General features: G+C 68.9%; 15 protein-coding genes and 2 pseudogenes. 9 read left to right on the top strand and 8 right to left on the bottom strand.

Translation table 11 applies throughout. The annotated features are described in order from the left end of the window. Both AB0I42_RS17435 and AB0I42_RS17430 read left to right on the top strand, forming a co-directional pair. A pseudogene (locus AB0I42_RS17435) lies at positions 1-252 on the top strand (hypothetical protein); the annotation flags it as partial. Between the two features lie 183 nt (positions 253-435). Continuing rightward, positions 436-909: a RidA family protein gene (locus AB0I42_RS17430; RefSeq protein ID WP_357538465.1), complete on the top strand. Its 474-nt coding sequence runs from the start codon at positions 436-438 to the stop codon at positions 907-909. 124 nt (positions 910-1,033) lie between these two features. On the opposite strand, the gene AB0I42_RS17425 is transcribed toward AB0I42_RS17430, so the two are convergent. Both AB0I42_RS17425 and AB0I42_RS17420 read right to left on the bottom strand, forming a co-directional pair. Continuing rightward, positions 1,034-1,642 (bottom strand): hypothetical protein, encoded by a 609-nt coding sequence (locus AB0I42_RS17425; protein WP_357538463.1) that lies wholly within the window; start codon positions 1,640-1,642, stop codon positions 1,034-1,036. Continuing rightward, positions 1,629-2,243 carry a matrixin family metalloprotease gene (locus tag AB0I42_RS17420; RefSeq protein WP_357538461.1) on the bottom strand — a complete coding sequence of 205 codons (615 nt, stop codon included), beginning with the start codon at positions 2,241-2,243 and terminating at the stop codon, positions 1,629-1,631. The genes AB0I42_RS17425 and AB0I42_RS17420 overlap by 14 nt, the downstream gene beginning before the upstream one ends. A gap of 256 nt (positions 2,244-2,499) precedes the next feature. Between AB0I42_RS17420 and AB0I42_RS17415 the strand changes: the two genes are divergently transcribed. Further along, positions 2,500-2,952 (top strand): DUF2690 domain-containing protein, encoded by a 453-nt coding sequence (locus AB0I42_RS17415; RefSeq protein ID WP_357538459.1) that lies wholly within the window; start codon positions 2,500-2,502, stop codon positions 2,950-2,952. Between the two features lie 46 nt (positions 2,953-2,998). Here the strand turns inward: AB0I42_RS17415 and AB0I42_RS17410 are convergent, their stop codons facing one another. Next, a complete protein-coding gene (locus AB0I42_RS17410) occupies positions 2,999-3,679 on the bottom strand; it encodes a CatB-related O-acetyltransferase (protein ID WP_357538494.1) in 681 nt (226 codons plus the stop codon). A gap of 395 nt (positions 3,680-4,074) precedes the next feature. Here AB0I42_RS17410 and AB0I42_RS17405 point away from each other — a divergent pair, with 395 nt between their 5' ends. Both AB0I42_RS17405 and AB0I42_RS17400 read left to right on the top strand, forming a co-directional pair. Then, entirely contained in the window at positions 4,075-5,700 is a 1,626-nt protein-coding gene (locus AB0I42_RS17405; protein WP_357538457.1) for a pectate lyase, read from the top strand. Between the two features lie 179 nt (positions 5,701-5,879). Then, positions 5,880-6,524 (top strand): DUF6308 family protein, encoded by a 645-nt coding sequence (locus AB0I42_RS17400; RefSeq protein WP_357538455.1) that lies wholly within the window; start codon positions 5,880-5,882, stop codon positions 6,522-6,524. Between the two features lie 130 nt (positions 6,525-6,654). Here AB0I42_RS17400 and AB0I42_RS17395 read toward each other — a convergent pair whose 3' ends face one another. From AB0I42_RS17395 to AB0I42_RS17380, 4 genes are read right to left on the bottom strand one after another with little or no spacing between them, the layout of a single operon-like run. Next, positions 6,655-7,767, bottom strand: a complete 1,113-nt coding sequence (locus tag AB0I42_RS17395) for an XRE family transcriptional regulator (protein WP_357538453.1) — start codon at positions 7,765-7,767, stop codon at positions 6,655-6,657. Next, positions 7,764-8,453, bottom strand: a complete 690-nt coding sequence (locus tag AB0I42_RS17390; RefSeq protein WP_357538451.1) for a hypothetical protein — start codon at positions 8,451-8,453, stop codon at positions 7,764-7,766. Before AB0I42_RS17390 ends, AB0I42_RS17395 begins: the two co-directional genes overlap by 4 nt. Positions 8,454-8,494: 41 nt before the next feature. Beyond that, positions 8,495-8,776: a hypothetical protein gene (locus tag AB0I42_RS17385; RefSeq protein WP_357538449.1), complete on the bottom strand. Its 282-nt coding sequence runs from the start codon at positions 8,774-8,776 to the stop codon at positions 8,495-8,497. A gap of 35 nt (positions 8,777-8,811) precedes the next feature. Beyond that, on the bottom strand, positions 8,812-8,934 hold the full coding sequence (locus AB0I42_RS17380; protein ID WP_357538447.1) for a hypothetical protein: 123 nt from the start codon (positions 8,932-8,934) through the stop codon (positions 8,812-8,814). Positions 8,935-9,215: 281 nt separating this feature from the next. On the opposite strand from AB0I42_RS17380, the gene AB0I42_RS17375 reads away from it, so the two are divergent. The 4 genes and pseudogenes from AB0I42_RS17375 to AB0I42_RS17360 all read left to right on the top strand — a co-directional run bounded on the left by AB0I42_RS17375 (position 9,216) and on the right by AB0I42_RS17360 (position 12,017). Continuing rightward, positions 9,216-9,650: an NUDIX domain-containing protein gene (locus tag AB0I42_RS17375; protein ID WP_357538445.1), complete on the top strand. Its 435-nt coding sequence runs from the start codon at positions 9,216-9,218 to the stop codon at positions 9,648-9,650. Between the two features lie 32 nt (positions 9,651-9,682). Further along, positions 9,683-9,835, top strand: a complete 153-nt coding sequence (locus AB0I42_RS17370) for a hypothetical protein (protein ID WP_357538443.1) — start codon at positions 9,683-9,685, stop codon at positions 9,833-9,835. A gap of 178 nt (positions 9,836-10,013) precedes the next feature. Then, positions 10,014-10,406, top strand: a pseudogene (locus AB0I42_RS17365) (phosphotransferase); the annotation flags it as partial. Between the two features lie 339 nt (positions 10,407-10,745). Then, positions 10,746-12,017 carry an IS701 family transposase gene (locus tag AB0I42_RS17360; protein WP_357538493.1) on the top strand — a complete coding sequence of 424 codons (1,272 nt, stop codon included), beginning with the start codon at positions 10,746-10,748 and terminating at the stop codon, positions 12,015-12,017. Here AB0I42_RS17360 and AB0I42_RS17355 read toward each other — a convergent pair. Further along, entirely contained in the window at positions 11,995-12,834 is an 840-nt protein-coding gene (locus tag AB0I42_RS17355; protein WP_357538492.1) for a DUF2637 domain-containing protein, read from the bottom strand. The two genes, AB0I42_RS17360 and AB0I42_RS17355, sit on opposite strands and share 23 nt — an antisense overlap. Positions 12,835-13,158: the final 324 nt, after the last annotated feature.

Genomic DNA, 13,158 nt, shown 5'->3' with positions numbered 1-13,158 from the left:
CACTCCCGCGGCCGCACCAAGATGGTCCTGGAGAACAGCTACTACGACCGCGTCACCAACCCCTACTACCGCGACTCCGGCGCCGAACTACGACAGAGCGGCAACGTCGTGGTCAACAGCAGCGGCCGCCGGGAGAGCAGCGGCTCGGCGTTCAACCCGTCCAGCTTCTACTCCTACCAACTCCACCCCGCCGCCGACGTACCGAACCTGCTCCGCACCCACGCCGGACCACAGGCCAACATCGGCCTGTAGCCGGCGGTTCGGTACGGCGTGGCGTTCCGGGCGCGCCACGCCGTACCGCCCAGCACGGCCGCTTGACGCGGTCAGGGACGATCGGGACTGGCGAGCCTGTCGCGCAGGGTGCGGGTCACCCGTTCGAGACGATGACCTTGCACGGCTTCCGCCGCGTCGTCGCGCACCCAGGGAGATCAGACAGTGACGTTCACCGAGGAAGCCCTTGCCCGGCTGACCGAACTGGGGCTGCGCCTTCCCGCGGATCCACCGCCGCCGGCCGGGGCGTACCTGCCGTACCGGCTGCACAACGGCATGGGGTTTCTGGCCGCCCAGGTCTCCGGGTCGGGACCTGACGCCTTGACCGGGCGCGTCGGTGCGGAGTTGAGCGCCCGGCACGGCCAGCAGGCCGCCCGCGCCGCCGGGCTGAACGCCCTGGCCCGCCTGTATCAGGCCCTCGACGGCTTCGAACGGCTGGAATGCCTGCTGCACGTGGCCGGGCATGTGGCCTCCGCCGACACGTTCTGGGATCAGCCCATGGTCCTCGACGGGGCCTCCCTGCTTTTCACCGACGTCCTCGGCGAGCGCGGTGGGCATACCCGGACGGCCTTCTCACACCCTCGACTGCCGCACAACATCTGCGTCGAACTGGAGATCACGTTCGCCTACCGTGACTGACCCGTGGTCGGAGAGACGGCGATGGGGTACGGCTGGAGCCGACGGCGCGCGGCCGGATGCCGTGGTGCCGCCCGGCCGTGCCCGACCGTACGTCGGCCCGGCGGGCGGCACCCGTGGTCGGTCGCTACGGCCCTTCGCGCAGGAGCTGGGCCTCGGTCTTGGTGATGGCGGGCAGGTCCTGCGGGGTGTCGCGCAGGGTGGCCGGCAGGGACCCGCTGGCCACGTCGACCTTCTGGAACGCGGTGGCGCCGGTCGCCTTGGCGTAGACGCCGGCCGGGCCGCCGACCACGACGTAGCCGCCGGCGGGGTCGTCGGGGCCGTACATGGCGGGGGTGACGAAGAGCAGGAAGGGGCCGCCGGAGAGCAGGCCGAGGTCGCCGGTGCTCTGGTCGACGCCGGGGCTGACGAGGTCGATCTCGCGGGCGTCGAGGGTGCCCTGGACGACCTTGGTGACGGTCATCTTGACGTAGCGGGTCGGCGCTGAGTCGGGCTCGCCGTGCTCGGGCGGTAGTGGCCGGCTGTGTGACTTGCCCGTGGGTGTGGCGACGATGATCGCGCTGGCCTTGTCGGCGAGTTCCTGGACGGACGTGTACATGTGCGCCCGGGTGCCTTCGATGTCGAACCGGGGCAGTTGGGAGTCCGCCCGCTCCGGGGTGCCGCAGGCCGTGAGGGAGGCGGCGATCAGTACGGCGGTGGCGAGTACGCCGATTCGCGGCCGGTCAGTAGAGCGCATTGATGCCTGCCCTGTCGTCGCTTTGCGGGGTCGTGACGCCGGCGCTGTGCCGGTTGCTGTCGTACGGGTACATGAGCTTGACCGGCAGCGTCGTCGTGTGGGCCAGGCCGAGCGCGTGTCCGAACTCATGGGCGGCCACGCCCTGCTTCTGGGCGTTGCTGTAGCCGCTGATCGCCGTCCAGTTGAGGACGACCTCGACCTGGCCGGTGGTGAAGATGCCGCCGGGGCAGGGCGGCGGGTCCTGCACGGTGCCCCGGTTGCGGGTCACCCCGGTCCAGACGACGGTGTTGCCACGGCTCTCGTTCGTCGCGTGGATGTGCACGTTCGAGTTGATCCAGGTCAGTGTCGCGTCGAGGCCGGCCCAGGAGTCGCCGGCGTTGAGCCAGGTCGGGAACGACAACAGGGGTGACGGTACGTAGTACCGGACCGCGGAGGTGTTCCACTTGCATCCGATGAACGCGTAGGCGTTCGCGCTCTGCTGCGTGGCCACGATCGACAGGGCCCCCAGCAGCGCCGCGGTGGCCAGGCCGACCACCCGCCGCCAGGTCTTGGGTCTCGTGGCGGCCCTGTTCGGGCCTGGACCGGTTGGACTGATTCGCATTCCGCCTGCCTCCTTCGTTTCGGAGCAGTCAGTCTTTTGTCGCCAGCAGGTCTGGCGGCACCCCGCACTGACCGAAGGTAGGGAGCCCGCACCCCTCCGTCAACATAGACGTTTGACGATATCTGCACGGAGATCGCCACGACGGCGCCCGGTGCTCGATTGCGGGCCGCGACAAGGATTGCAAGCGATCTCCGCTGGCGGGGCGAACGACCGTACCGTCGGCCTTGGCCCACATCGACGGCCCCAAGGAGAAGCGATGAACCGCAGACTGCTGGCGGCCATTCTCGCCGGCCTACTCATGAGCATCGGCATCGCCGTCCCGGCGCAGGCGGCGCTGTGCCACCAGTCCAGCTGCAACGGCCAGGATCCCGGCGCCAAACAGTGCAACGACGCGTCGTCGGGGAATCTCGCCTCGTTCTACTACAACGGTTCCGACCCGTACCTCGCCGGCGTGCTGCTGGAACTGCGCCGGTCGAGAAACTGCGACGCCGCCTGGGCCCGGACCACCGGCCTCGACTGCCTGCCGATGTGGCGGCCGTGCGGCTTCGTGCTCCAGGTGCAGGGTGGCACCGAACAACTCGGCGGCGGTCCGGGCGGCGGGCAGAAGTGGACCAACATGTGGTCCTTCCGGCAGTACGTACGGGCCTGCTTCATCATCTGGACCACGGACGACAGTTACCGCACCGACGGATGCACGGGCTGGCACTGATCGCCGGCAATCGCCCGGCCTCGAGACGGACCGTACTCCCGGCGGGTCATCCGCTGGACCGCTGACGCCGCTCGACGTCGACGCGTTCGATGTCGGCCGGCGTCCCGGCCATGATGGTGCGGGCGTGCTCGGTGACGAGCTCGACGGGCCAGTCCCACCAGGCGGCGCGCCGCAACCGGTCGACGTCGGCGTCGTCGAAGCGTTGCCGGATCGTTCGGGCCGGGTTGCCGCCGACGATCGTGTACGGCGGCACGTCGGCGGTGACCACGGCACCGGCCGCGACGATCGCCCCGTCGCCGATCCGCACACCCGGCATGACGATGGCCTGGTAACCGATCCAGACGTCGTTGCCGACCACGGTGTCGCCCCGGCTGGGCATGCCGGTGATGATGTCGAGGGTCTTCTCGGCCCACTCGCCGCCGAACATGGTGAACGGGAAGGTCGAAACGCCGATCGTGGGATGGTCGGCTCCGGCCATCAGGAACCGGGTACCGGCGGCGATCGCGCAGTATTTCCCGATGACCAGTCTCTCCGGCCCGTAGCCGTACAGCACGTTGCGGTGCTCGAACTCCGTCGCACCGTCCGGGTCGTCGTAGTACGTGAACTCCCCCACGACGATCTTCGGTGTGGTGACCAGCGGCTTGAGGAACACGACACGTTGGTGCGCCGGGAGCGGGTGGACGGTCGTCGGGTCGGGCGTCACCGGTACGTCTCCTTCACGGTCCATGCTCTGCCGGCCGCCCGGCCGGGTCAGGGCGTACGTCACGTACCCGCGCGGCCGGGGGCACAACCAGCATCCGCTGGCCGGGCGGGTGGATCAACGCCGTTTCCGGTGGCCGGGGCGAGGTCTGGGGCGACATCGGGCTGGCGGCCCGCGTTCCGGATGCGACTGGTGGACGGGTAGTGGCTGCCATAGGATCGGCGCCAATCCTGCGAATGCGGAGAGTCCGGGGACCGTCCCAAACCCGGCGATAGCTTCCCATATGACAGCCGGCCAACGAGCCGGCTTTTGGCATTTCAGCCAATTCAATGCAACAAAGCTGCAAATGGCACCCATTGACGGTTTTGAGTATGCCTTTCTATGTTGGCGGGAAAGCGCATTCCATCGCAGGGAGGCTCACAGTGCAGGAAGCGCGACACACACCCCACCGACCGGGTAGGCGTACCCGGATCGCCCTGGCGGCGGGCGCCAGCGCCGCCGTCACGGCACTCGTCCTGACCGTCAGCGCAACCGCGAACGCGGCCACCCTGTTGTCGGACGACTTCGACGACGGCAACGCCAACGGCTGGAGCACCTCGGGCGGAACCTGGTCCGTATCGTCCGGCGCCTACTCGCAGTCCAGCACCAGCGCCAGCGCCAAGGCACTGAGCGGCTCCACCTCGTGGTCGACCGCCACGGTGACGGCCAACGTCCGGGCCAATACCTTCGGCAGCGCGACCTCACGCGGGATCGGCGTGGCGGCCCGCGTACAGAGCGCGTCGAACTTCTACGCGCTCGTGCTCACCCCCAACTCCGTTCAGATCCGCAAGGGAGCGGCAACCACGTTGGCCTCGGCGTCGTTCCCGACGTCCACCGGCGCCTGGTACACGCTGTCGCTGAGCGCGACCGGCGGTTCGCTGGTCGGGTCGGTCAACGGAACCCCGGTCGTGTCCGCATCGGACGGTTCCTACTCCACCGGGCGGGCCGGGCTCGTCGCCAACTACGCCGCAGGTTCCTTCGACGACGTGCTGGCGACCGACGCGGCCGGACCAAGCCCGACCACCTCGCCCACGACCGTCCCGCCGACGACCCCGCCACCCACGACGCCACCACCCACCACCCCACCGCCGACCACCCCGCCGCCTTCGCCCAGCGGAATCATCGGATGGGCCACACAGGCCGGTGGCACCACCGGCGGAGCGGGCGGCCCCACCGTCACCGTGAGCACCTTCGCCGACTTCCGGACCCAGGCACAGACCGAGGGCACCAGGACCATCCTCGTCAACGGAATGCTCACCGGCTCCGGCACCGTCGAGATCACCGCCAACAAGACGATCCGGGGCGTCGGCGCGAACTCCGGCATCTCCGGCACCACCCTCGCCATCGAGGACATGTCCCCGGCGAACGTGATCATCCAGAACATGAACATCCGCGGCGTACCCGGCCGCGACGCGATCGGAATCGAGAGCGCCACCCACGTCTGGATCGACCACAACACCCTGTCCAGCACCATCGAGAACCACCCCGACTTCTACGACGGCATGATCGACATCACCCGGGGCAGCGACTACATCACCGTCTCGTGGAACGTCATCCGCGACCACTGGAAAACCTCACTGGTCGGCCACTCCGACGGCAACGGCGGCCAGGACATCGGCCACCTGCGGGTCACGTACCACCACAACTGGTTCGACCGGACCTTCGAACGCAGCCCCCGGGTACGGTTCGGCGAGACCGTCCACGTCTTCAACAACTACTACTCGAACGTCAACAACAACGCCGACTCGTACGCCATCGCCGCACTCGAAAACGCCGGACTGCTCGTCGAGGCGAACGTCTTCGAGAACGTGCAGCAGGCGTGCTGGTCGGCGAGCGGGTACGCGGACTCCGACGCGGGTCGATTGGTCGCGCGCGACAACTCGCTCACCAACTCCGGACCGTGCGAGACCAACGGCTCCGTGGCCGCCCTCCCGTACGGCTACACCGCCGACAACGTCGAAACCGTGAAGGCATCCGTCACCGCGGGTGCGGGGGCAGGCAAACTCTGATCAGGTGAAGGCCGGTGATCGGCGTTGGTCGGTCACCGGCCTCCATATGGTCGGACGCTTCCCGTGCCTGGCTGGCAGTCGGAACGGGGAATGCCCCGAATGCATCGACGCGGGCCGTGGCGATCGGGAGGCCGGTCTCGTTCTCGCGCGAACCTACCGATGTTCGTATCGTTGGCCGGGTGGCGGACATCAGAGTAGGTGGAGTTTGGATTCGGGAGGTCGACGCGTGGGCCGACGCGAAGACCTACCTCGTGGACCGGGTCCACGAGTGGGCGTATCCAGCGTATGACGCCTTTGCGGGAGGCGGCGACCCGAACAGGCTCGATGATGCGGATCTGCTCGCGCCAACGCTGCTCAACGTACGGGTGAAGCTGCGTGGCTATTACGGATTGCAGGCCCAACGCGACCGATTGCAGACCGCCCTCGCCGAGATCGACTCAAACGACATCGCTGTGCCCGGGGCGGATCCGTCACTGATCGGCAAGCTGTTCTCGGTGCTCGACGCACCCGGCATCCCTGACGTCTCTGGGACGACACTGGCCAAGATCTTGCACCGCAAGCGGCCGGGATTCATTCCGCTCTACGACGAATACGTTCGGCGTTGCTACCAGGATGCAGAAGAGCCTCGCATCCGTCGCGCGAAGAGTCGGACATGGAGCGAGTTCATGACCCTGCTGGCCAGCGCAATGCGCGACGATCTGAACGCGGCCCCCGACTTCTGGTCCGCCGTGGTCGGCCTGTCGACGACACCGAGGATCACGCCGCTGCGCGCGTTGGACATCGTCGCCTGGAGTGCGGGCAGGAAGTTGCTTGCCCGCCCGTAGCGGTCGGAACTTGACGGACATCACGTGCCGCACCCGTCCTCGGCATCGACGTCCCCTGCCGTCTACGGACATTCGGCACCAGCCGTCGCTCCGATTCAGCTTGTCCGTGGGCGGCCACCGGCGTTCAGGCTCATCCCGGGGTGAGCTGCAGTTCGGGTACGTGTTCAGTGGCGGCGTCGAAGACCGTACGGGCGAGTGCCGGTGGCAGACCCGCCCGCGCCGCCAGGCTCTCGGCCGTGACCTTCTGCCGTTCGAGCATCTCGGCGGCTCTGCCGAGCAGTGACGGCTGTTCGCGGGGGCCGAGGTCGCCCGGCTCCGGATAGCCCCACTGGGCGAGCAGGCCCATCCCCCGCCGGTAGGTGTGCTCTCGGTACACGCCCAGGTCGTGCCCCCGGTAGACCAGCGCCTTCAGGCTGATCCCCCAGCGACGCTTCAACTCGTGCAGCCGGTCGAAGTCGAGCCGGGCCGGTAGTTCCTCCGCCAGCACCGGGCTCGGGGCCAGGAACTCCGAGGCGAACGCGGTCGCCTCCCGCTCCAGGATCTGGCTGCCCGGCTCGGCGTCATGGTGCAGCAGCAGGTGTCCCAGTTCGTGTGCGGCGTCCATCCTGGACCGGGCCTTGTCGTTCTTCGCCGGGTTGAGAAAGACGAACGGCCGCTGGCCGTACCAGTGTGAGAAGGCGTCGACGCGTTCGGACACGTCCGGCAGGGCCAGCACGATCACCCCGTACGCCTCCAGCAGCCGGACCACGTGCGGCACCGGCGCGGCGCCGAGGTCGAACGCCTCCCGGGCCGCCGCGGCCGCCGCCCGTACGTCCTCCGCCCGCGTCGGCTCCGGCAGGTCCAAATGCGGCAGCCGCAGCGGGGGTAGCCGCAGGTGCCGGCCGACGACCTCGACGACGCGCCAGGCGATCTCGCCGAACGCCTCCGCCTGGTCCCGCTCGGCCTGGCTGGTCGCCCGCAGGCTGCGGAAGTGCGCGTGCCCGGCGGTGGCCGGGGTCGGGATGCCGGCGGCGAAGAACTCGACCGGCATCCCCAGTGCCAGGGCCAGCCGGGCCAGCACCGCCGACGACGGGCGGGCCTGGCCGAGCTCGTACTGGCTGACCGCGGCGGCGGTGACGCCGATCTGCCGGGCCAGTTCGTTCTTGCGCATCCGTCGCCAGCGGCGGGCCAGCCCGAGGGCGTGCGGCTCGAACGCCGCGACGGCCACGGTGGCGGGTACCGGTGGTCGCGGTCCGTCCGTCACGCCAGCCGACCGGCGGTACGGCCGGCCACGCCGGCCGGCCGCAGGGCCTCGATCGACAGCTCAGGGAGCGGCAACTCGTCGTAGCTCTGCCCCGGCACCGCGTCCTGCGCGACGACGAGCGGCAGCGGGGTGCCGACGGTCGGGGCCTCACCGAACCAGAGCGTCACCTCGAACCACGGCGAACCGCCGTCCCGGTTGTCTCTCGGCAGCCCGACGTACGCGGTCGCCTCCCCGGTCGTGATGTCCCCGGTGTGGGCGATGCGGATGTGCCGCTTCGGCGGGACCACCCCGGCGAACACCTCCGGGTTCTGTCCCTCGTCGTCGAAGGCGAGCTGCCGGTCGCGGCTGTTCTCCACCGCGCCGCCGAGCCGGACCTCGCTGCCCTCCCAGCGGACCGACTCGATTCCGCCCTGCATGGAGTAGAGCCGGACGACATAGCCGGCGCAGAGGATCTCCAGCGAGTTGTCCTCCAGCCGGACCCGTACGCCCTCGACGCCGTCGAAGGTGGCCTTGCCGAGGTTGGCCAGGTTCCGCCATACGGTGGTGCCGAAGCTCATCGCGTCGTCGCCGAGTTCCGGCTCGTGCCGGTCGGCGGCTCGCCGGTACACCTGGCGGATCAGTTCACCCAGCGGCTTGAGCACGCCCCGGTCGTCCAGTACCGCCACCGCATCACCCAGCAGACCCATGGCGAGAAATTTAGCCGATGCCCCAGATGATGTTCCAGAAATCAAGCATGCGACACGCCACGGGTGCCGTCGAGCGGCGCCGGTGGCAGTCGTTCAGGATGTCGCGGCAAGCAGACGTTCGACGATGTCAGCCAGTACTCCCACCGGCCGCGGCCGTCGAGTTCCACGCTGGCGGTCCGGCGGAGCAACGGCTCCACCTCGCCGACGTAGCGCTCGATCTCTGCCCAGTGTGCGGCCGTCCGCACCGCGAGCAGAGCCGTCATCCGTGGCTCGTCCGAGCCGCCGTCCGGCAGTGTCCAGCCTCTATCGGTGTCGAGGCTCACTCCGAAGATCATTTGGCTGTCGTCGGCCAGCCGATTCAGGTGCAGTCGAGCCCGCGAACGCGGTTGCCCTCGATCCGCATCGACGTGAAATGCCCGTAGTTGACCAACGCGAGCACGCTGAGGTCGTCGACCGTAACGGATACGCCATCCAGTTCCATAATGGGCACCATCGTGGCACCTGACGGTGGCCACGTCCCCGCCCGACGGTTCGCGCCCGGGCGAGGGTCAGCGCCGGTTCAGCGGGAGGGCAGCACCGGGCGCTTTCACGCGCGCTGCCGCCGGGCCACCCTGGTCGCCTGAAGCGCACAACCGATGACGCAGCGAGTTCTCCACTCGGGTTGCCGGGAGTGTCTAGAAGATCGCGCACCGTAGGATCCGTCTCGCTTCAGGGCGGCGAGGCCGACCTGGCCTCACGCTCCGATAACAACGAGAGGACGTCATGCCCGAGAAGGTCGTCAAGGACAAGGTGCTCTGCTACATCGTGCGGGACGGGCGGCTGCTCGTCTTCCGGCACACCGACTACAGCTATGAAGAAGTGGGCATCCAGGTGCCGGCGGGTAGCGTCCGCGCTGGTGAGACCCCGGAGGACGCGGCTCTGCGCGAGGCCCGCGAGGAGACCGGGCTCACGGAGTTCAAGGTCGTCCGCAAGTTGGGCGAGGTCGAGTACGACATCAGCCCGTACCGGTTCGAGATCCAGAAGCGTCACGTTTTCCACCTGGAGCTCGCCGAGTCCGCGCCCGAGCGGTGGGCGAGCCAGGAAGACCACGACGGCGAGCAGGAGCCCACCCACTTCGAGTGCTTCTGGGTGCCGCTGGAGGCGGCGCACATTCTGCAGTCGGGTCAGGGCGCGCTCCTGGGCCGGCTCTTCGACTAACCATCTCCGGCTCAGCGGCAGGGAGGCAGCCGATGATCCGTACTGGCGAGGAACGTACCGAGTTCGAAGGGCTCTATCAGAGCCTTGCTGACAGCGACGACGAGACTGCGGTCTCCATCATCCTCAGGCTCCGGGGCGAAACGTGCGACATCGACTGTCTCTACTGCTACGAGAAGCGCAAGTAGGCTCCGGGGGGAGCGCGGATCAGCGTGAAGCAGATCCGCCGACTGTCCGCGCCGCCCCCTTCGCCTCACATCACTCGCCGCTTCTTGCCGACGTTTCACGCTGCCTTGTGCCCCGCGCGTGCCCGGATGACTCCTTACCCCAGTCAAGGTCCAGACGGCCGCCACCCGATGGTGCCACCGTCTCCCCCGCAAAACCCTCGACGGCGACACCCTCGTACACACCGACGTCACCCCGTACAACTTCCTCATCGACCGGCACACCCACGTCATCGACTGGTCCATGCCCTGCCGCGGCGCCGCCTGGATCGACACCGCCCTGATGACCGTCCGCCTCATCCGCGCCGGCCACACCCCCACCCAGGCCGAAACATGGGCCCAACAGATCCCCGCCTGGACTGCCGCCCCACCCCACGCCGTCACCGCGTTCGCCCAAGCCGTCGCCGACCGCAGCGACGAACTCGCCCGCCAGGCCCCCGCCCCACACCGCCAGCCACTCGCCGACGCCGCCCGCGCCTGGGCCAACCACCGCCTCGGCAAGCCACACGCGGCAGCACAGGGCAGCCAACCGTGACCATGACCAGTCGCATCTGCCGAGCGAGACTCAAGCGCTCCATTGTCGTTCCAGACATCCGCCGTTTCGAGGAGCTGCAGGTAGATGCTGTGCAGGTAGGACAGCAGCAGGGACAGCCATTGACTCTCATGGTGCACGGGTGTTGTCGGCCGCTGGGTCCGCATGGCGCGGTGCCGAATTGTCCGCTCTTAATACGGCAGCCGTCGTTTGAGATGTCGCTGGTCGGGGCGGCTGGACGTGGTGCGGCCACCGCGTGATCGTCTGTACGTTGTGGACATAACTTCAGATCTGGCGGTGGCCGCGTGCCACAGCGTAGACCCTGCCCGGTGGCAGCGGGTCCTGACCGGGGTCCTCGCCTCGTTCGCGGGCCGCTTCGGCCGGGTCGAGCCGCGCCGGACGGCGGCGGCGTTCGTGACCGGGTTGCTGACCGAACTCGAGGTCAAAACCTGCTGGCAGCTGGCCGAGAACGCCGGACGCACCCGGCCGGACGCGATGCAGCAACTGTTGTACCGCGCGGTCTGGGACGCTGATGCCGTCCGTGACGACCTGCGCGAACACGTCGCGGGTCGGCTCGGTGATCCCGACGCGGTCCTGGTCGTCGACGAGACCGGAGACCTGAAGAAAGGTGTGCACACCGTCGGGGTACAACGCCAGTACACCGGCACCGCCGGCAGGATCGAGAACGCGCAGGTCGGCGTCTTCCTGAACTACGCCGGCCGGCACGGCCACACCCTGATCGACCGCAGGGTCTACCTGCCGGCGTCCTGGATCGACGACCGGGACCGATGCCGGGCGGCAGGCGTCCCGGACGAGGTCGGATTCGCCACCCGATCCGAACTGGCCGCGCAGATGATCACCGCCGCCCGCGACGCCGACGTCCCCGCCGCCTGGGCAGCCGCGGACGAGGTATACGGCAACAGCGGCGCCTTCCGCGCCCACCTACGCTCCCAGCGACTGGGCTACGTGCTGGCGGTATCCCGCAGTCACCTCGTCCCGCTCGACGGCGGCAAGGCCACCATTCGCGCCGACCGGGTCGCCGCCGGACTGCCCGCCTCGGCGTGGCAGCGCCGCAGTGCCGGGGCCGGGTCGAAAGGACCCCGCTACTACGACTGGGCCTGGCTCGACGACGTGTGCACCGACGCCGATCCCGACGACAACGGCCGACACAGCCTCCTGATCCGACGCAACACCACCAGCGGAGAACTCGCGTTCTACCGCTGCTGGACCCCACGACCGGCCACCCTGGCCCAACTCGTGCGGGTCGCCGGGATCCGCTGGACCGTCGAGGAAGCCTTCCAGACCGCCAAAAGCCAGGTCGGCCTCGACCAGCACCAGGTCCGCCGCTGGGACTCCTGGCACCGGTTCACCACCCTCGCCCTGGCCGCCCTCGCGGTCCTGACGATCTGCGCCGCCGATGCCACCGACAAGACCGACACCGGACTGATCAAACTGACCGTCAACGAAATCCGCCGCCTGATCAACGCCCTGATCATCACACCGATCCGCGACCCCGCCCACCGACTGCACTGGTCACACTGGCGCCGACGCCATCAAGCCCGAGCCCGACGATCCCACTACACACGCCGCCTCAACCCCGAACACAAGCCATGATCCCGAACGACGGCTGCCGTATTAAAGCCTTCAATAGGTGGGACGCTCTGGTGTTGGACATCGTGTGCCCGGCGGCGCGCAGCGCTGCGGCCAGGGTGGCCCTGGTCAGTGGCCGTCCCTCGGCAGCGAGGTGCCCGCTGACCTCTCGTGCCGCTGGAAGCAGGTCATCGATACTGGCCACCCCTGCCGCTGGTCCACGCCGTCGTGCCCTACGCGGACGGTCCGACCTTCCGTTAGCACGGCGATCCGGTCCGCTAGCGATTCGCTGGTCCGATCCGCGACGCACAGCGCGGTCTGGTCCGTTTGCATGGGCGGTTGGCACGGGGACGGTCCGGTCCGTGTCGGGTGTCGTGGGCCGGTTCTGGTGGTCCGGTCCGCTTTGCATCGGGGCGCTGGTGGCGGATTGGTCCACCGGGCCCGGTGCGGGCTGGGCGGTGCTGGTCCGGTCGGTGGCGGAAGCCGTATCCGCGTAGCCGAGGGCGATTTTGACCATGACAAGGAAGCCGAGGGCCGGTACGGCGGCAGCGATCCAGCCGATGGGTGATGGCTCGGCTTCGACGACCTGCGCGGCCAGGGAAAGTGTGACGGCGCAGGCCAGCACGGTCGCAGGGAACCTGGTCGAGGTACCGGCACGTTTGCGGCGGCGGAGCTCGAGTCCGGAGGCGATCGACATCAGCTCGAGGACGATGGCGTCTGCCCAGGCCAGCCAGCCTGGTTGGCCGTGTGCTGCGGCGACGTTGTGGACGTGGGTGAACGACGCCGCGCCGGCCGCGCCACCGATCGCGAGCATGATCACGATCTGGACCGTGCCCTCGATCCGGTTGGTCCGCCGGCGAGCGTCCCGGTTGTCAGCTGTGGAGGCGGACGTGGCGGACCACCTCCCTGGTCCGGTCCAGGACATACGCCGGTCCGTCCGCCGTGGCGGATGGACCAGCGTGGCGGACCGTCCCGTAGTGCGGTTCCCGGCGGTACACCGGTGGTCCGGCCGCCGGCCGCGGACCGGACGTCGACCATGAGGTAGCCCGGTCCGGTCCGGTCCCGGTCCGGCTGGGACTGCCGTCCGCTGCGGTCGCCTTGTGTTCGGACGGATCGCGCATGGCAAGGACAGCATTTCCTGTCTGATACGCGGGAAGGGGGCGGT

It is taken from the genome of Polymorphospora sp. NPDC050346, assembly GCF_040655695.1.
Taxonomy (GTDB): Bacteria; Actinomycetota; Actinomycetes; order Mycobacteriales; family Micromonosporaceae; genus Polymorphospora; species Polymorphospora lycopeni.
Note: the sequence above shows the minus strand (reverse complement) of the source record. Positions and strands in the feature narration are given on the sequence as shown.

Coding starts and splice junctions, on each gene's coding strand:
- AB0I42_RS17425 (WP_357538463.1), bottom strand. CDS start 1,642: ATGCGCTCTACTGACCGGCCGCGAATCGGCGTACTCGCCACCGCCGTA.
- AB0I42_RS17420 (WP_357538461.1), bottom strand. CDS start 2,243: ATGCGAATCAGTCCAACCGGTCCAGGCCCGAACAGGGCCGCCACGAGA.
- AB0I42_RS17415 (WP_357538459.1), top strand. CDS start 2,500: ATGAACCGCAGACTGCTGGCGGCCATTCTCGCCGGCCTACTCATGAGC.
- AB0I42_RS17410 (WP_357538494.1), bottom strand. CDS start 3,679: ATGGACCGTGAAGGAGACGTACCGGTGACGCCCGACCCGACGACCGTC.
- AB0I42_RS17390 (WP_357538451.1), bottom strand. CDS start 8,453: ATGGGTCTGCTGGGTGATGCGGTGGCGGTACTGGACGACCGGGGCGTG.
- AB0I42_RS17380 (WP_357538447.1), bottom strand. CDS start 8,934: ATGGAACTGGATGGCGTATCCGTTACGGTCGACGACCTCAGCGTGCTC.
- AB0I42_RS17375 (WP_357538445.1), top strand. CDS start 9,216: ATGCCCGAGAAGGTCGTCAAGGACAAGGTGCTCTGCTACATCGTGCGG.
- AB0I42_RS17370 (WP_357538443.1), top strand. CDS start 9,683: ATGATCCGTACTGGCGAGGAACGTACCGAGTTCGAAGGGCTCTATCAG.